This is a genomic window from Kitasatospora sp. NPDC004240 (genome assembly GCF_053603215.1).
Genome location: NZ_JBSGFD010000403.1, coordinates 1 through 2,882 on the forward strand (window position 1 = coordinate 1; position 2,882 = coordinate 2,882).

The following is a 2,882-nucleotide window of genomic DNA, read 5'->3' on the forward strand; positions in this document are numbered from 1 at the left end:
CGGGACGCGAAGATCACCCAGATCTACGAGGGCACCAACCAGATCCAGCGCATCGTGATGGCCCGCAACCTCCCGTAGCGCGCCCGCCGTTCGGCCGTCCGGCCCCCGACCCGCTCCCCGGGTCGGGGGCCGTTCCCTTGCCGCGGCCTTTGCCGCGTCCTTCGTTGCGACGGCTTTACGCTGGAGGAACCTCACAAGCACTCATGGTCCGATTCGGTCGCCACTGATACCTGAGGCGGCGTCACCATGCTGACAGGGTGAGTGGTGAGCCGATCTTCACCCGCCGGCATCGATTCGGCGGGTTGTAGATCTTCCATAAAGAGGAGGACCCTTTGATGAGTGCTGACGCCAACCGTGTGGTGGTCACCGGCCTCGGGGCGACCACCCCGCTCGGCGGGGACGCCCCCTCCACCTGGGCCGCGATGCTGGCGGGGCGGTCCGGCATCACGGCGATCACCGAGGACTGGGCGGCCGGGCTGCCGGTACGGATAGCCGGCCGCCTCGCGGTCGAACCGACCGAGGTGCTGGACCGGGTGCGGGCCCGCAGGCTGGACCGCTGCGAGCAGGTCGCGCTGGTCGCCGCCCGGGAGGCCTGGGCGGACGCCGGGGCGCCGGAGGTCGACCCGGAGCGGCTGGCCGTGGTGATCGGCACCGGCACCGGAGGCGCGCTGACCATGCTCGGGCAGGACGACGTGCTGGAGGCCTCCGGCGTCCGACGGGTCTCGCCGCACACCGTGCCGATGCTGATGGCCAACGGCCCGGCGGCCTGGGTCAGCATCGAGCTGGGCGCCCGGGCCGGCGCGCACACCCCGGTGAGCGCCTGCGCCTCCGGAGCGGAGGCGATCGCGCTGGGCCTGGACCTGATCCGGCTGGGCCGCGCCGACGTGGTGGTCGCGGGCGGCGCCGAGGCCTGTGTGTGCGCGCTGCCGATGGCGGGCTTCGCGCAGGCCCGGGCCCACTCCACCCGCAACGACGAGCCCGACCGGGCGTCCCGGCCGTTCGACGTCGGCCGGGACGGCTTCGTGATCGGCGAGGGCGCCGCCCTCGTCGTCCTGGAGCGCGCCTCCTTCGCCACCGCGCGCGGGGCCCGTGCGCACGCCGCGCTCGCCGGCGCCGCGGTCACCTCGGACGCCGTCCACATCACCGCTGCCAGCGCGGAGGGGCAGGTACGGGCGATGCGGCGGGCGCTGGGCGAGGCCGGGCTCGGGCCGCGGGACATCGGCCTGCTGCACGCCCACGCGACCTCCACCCAGCTGGGCGACCTGGTCGAGGCCGGTTCGGTGGTCGAGGCGCTGGGCCGCCACCCCGTGGTCACCGCGACCAAGTCGATGACCGGCCACCTCTTCGGCGCGGCGGGCGCGCTGGGCGCCCTGGTGACCGTACTGGCCCTGCGGGACGGCGTGGTCCCGGCCGTCCGCAACCTCGATGAGCTCGACCCCGCGGTGGAGCTGGACGTGGTCGCCGGACGGCCGCGGCCCACCGCGGCGACGGCCGGGCTGACCAACGCCTTCGGCTTCGGCGGCCACAACGCCTCGCTGGTGTTCACCGCGGTGTAGGGCGTGTCCGACACGCCCCGGCCGAACGAAAGGGGGTGGACCGCCGGAACGGTCCACCCCCTGCCCGCCGGACGCTACTTCACGTCGGGCACGGCCGTGTCGTTGCGGAAGGCGTTGAAGATCTGCTCGGCCTTCTTGTCGTCCCACTTCACCGCGGACTCGCCGGTCGAGGTCCGGAAGTTCGGGTCGGCGATCGGCACGGTGATGCTCCTGCCGTTGCCGCCGTTGACGTCCTTCATGGCGAGGAAGAGCGAGCCGAGGTCGGTCAGCCCGGCGTCCTCGTCGACGATCAGGGTGCCGAGGCCGGAGGAGACCAGCGGGTAGAAGGTGAACGGGTTGAGCAGGGTGGTCGGCGAGGCCGCCTGCTTGGCCAGGGCACCGAGGAACTTCTGCTGGTTGCGCATCCGGCCGAGGTCCTGGTCGGCCATCTGGTGGCGCTGGCGGACGAAGGCGAGCGACTGGGTGCCGCTCAGGGTCTGGCAGCCGGCCTTGAGGTCCAGACCGGAGTCCTTGTCCTTGACGTCCTGCTCGATGCACATGTCCACGCCGTCGACCGAGTCGACGATGCCGACGAAGCCGGCGAAGCCGATCTCCGCGTAGTGGTCGATGCGCAGGCCGGTGCGCATCTCGACGGTCCTGGCGAGGAGCTTGCCGCCGCCGGAGGCGAAGGCGGCGTTGATCTTCGCCGTGGTGGCCTTCACGGTCTTGCCGGAGTCGTTGACGTGCTCCGGGATCTGTACCCAGGAGTCACGCGGGATGCTCATCAGGGTGTTCCCGTCGTCCCCGATGTGCAGGATCATCATCGAGTCGCTGCGCTTGCCGCCGCTGTGTCCGGTGTGCAGGTCCTCCTGCTCGGACTCGCTGAGGCCCTTGCGGCTGTCCGAGCCGACGATCAGCCAGTTGGTGCCCTTGCCCGCGGCCGGCCGGCCCGGGTAGTCGGCGAGCACGCTCTCGTGGTTGAGCTTGGAGTCCGCCCAGAACCAGGTCGACACGGACGTCACCATCAGCGCGATCAGCAGGCCGAGGACCGTCCACTTGACGATCCGCCGGCGCGGCCAGTTGGACGGGCCGGCGGACGGCGGCCGGGTGCCGCCGGGGGCTATCGGGCCGCCCGGGCGGGACGGGCCCTGCGGCGGCACACCGGGCCGGACCGGCTGGCCGGACGGCGGCTGACCGTACGTCTGCGGCGGGCCGAAGCCCTGCGGGTCCTGGCCGTAACCGTCCTGCCCGTGGCCGCCCTGCGCCGGGACGGCCGGGGGCTGCTGCCCGTACGGCCGGGGCGCCGGGGCGCCCGGTCCGCGCGGGTTCAGCGAGGCGGGCAGCGGC

3 protein-coding genes are annotated in these 2,882 nt (G+C 73.1%); 2 read left to right on the forward strand and 1 reads right to left on the reverse strand.

The features are described 5' to 3' along the window. Both ACWEQL_RS41975 and ACWEQL_RS41980 read left to right on the forward strand, forming a co-directional pair. Nucleotides 1–78, forward strand: a 78-nt coding sequence (locus tag ACWEQL_RS41975; protein WP_380762877.1) for an acyl-CoA dehydrogenase family protein, incomplete at its 5' end; no start/stop codon positions are given. Nucleotides 79–335: 257 nt separating this feature from the next. Then, entirely contained in the window at nucleotides 336–1,556 is a 1,221-nt protein-coding gene (locus ACWEQL_RS41980) for a beta-ketoacyl-[acyl-carrier-protein] synthase family protein (RefSeq protein ID WP_452156816.1), read from the forward strand. Nucleotides 1,557–1,630: 74 nt separating this feature from the next. Here ACWEQL_RS41980 and ACWEQL_RS41985 read toward each other — a convergent pair. Then, the coding region (locus ACWEQL_RS41985; protein WP_452156818.1) for an LCP family glycopolymer transferase at nucleotides 1,631–2,882 on the reverse strand (1,252 nt) is incomplete at its 5' end.

Excerpts from the sequence above, each read along its gene's own strand:
- ACWEQL_RS41980 (WP_452156816.1), top strand. The coding sequence starts at position 336 with ATGAGTGCTGACGCCAACCGTGTGGTGGTCACCGGCCTCGGGGCGACC.